1 protein-coding gene is annotated in these 268 nt (G+C 58.2%); it reads right to left on the bottom strand.

Annotated elements, in window-relative coordinates:
• A partial coding sequence (locus SB772_RS41520; RefSeq protein ID WP_410838714.1) for a cbb3-type cytochrome c oxidase subunit I occupies nucleotides 1-268 on the bottom strand: 268 nt, incomplete at both ends.

Genomic DNA, 268 nt, shown 5'->3' with positions numbered 1-268 from the left:
CCCGAGATCCAGAACCAGAAGGCAGCTTTGCCCCACTTCTCGTTCAGGGTGAAACCGAAGGCTTTCGGGAACCAGTAGGCGAAGCCGGCGATGTAGCCGAATACCGCACCACCGATGATCACGTTGTGGAAGTGAGCAATTACGAACAGGCTGTTGTGCAGAACGAAGTCGGCACCTGGTACTGCCAGCAGAACGCCGGTCATGCCACCGATGGAGAAGGTGATCATGAAGCCCAGGGTCCACAGCATCGGCGCGGTGAAGCGCACAC

Source organism: Paraburkholderia sp. SIMBA_030 (assembly GCF_046535245.1).
In the GTDB taxonomy this organism is placed as follows: domain Bacteria; phylum Pseudomonadota; class Gammaproteobacteria; order Burkholderiales; family Burkholderiaceae; genus Paraburkholderia.
Note: the sequence above shows the minus strand (reverse complement) of the source record. Positions and strands in the feature narration are given on the sequence as shown.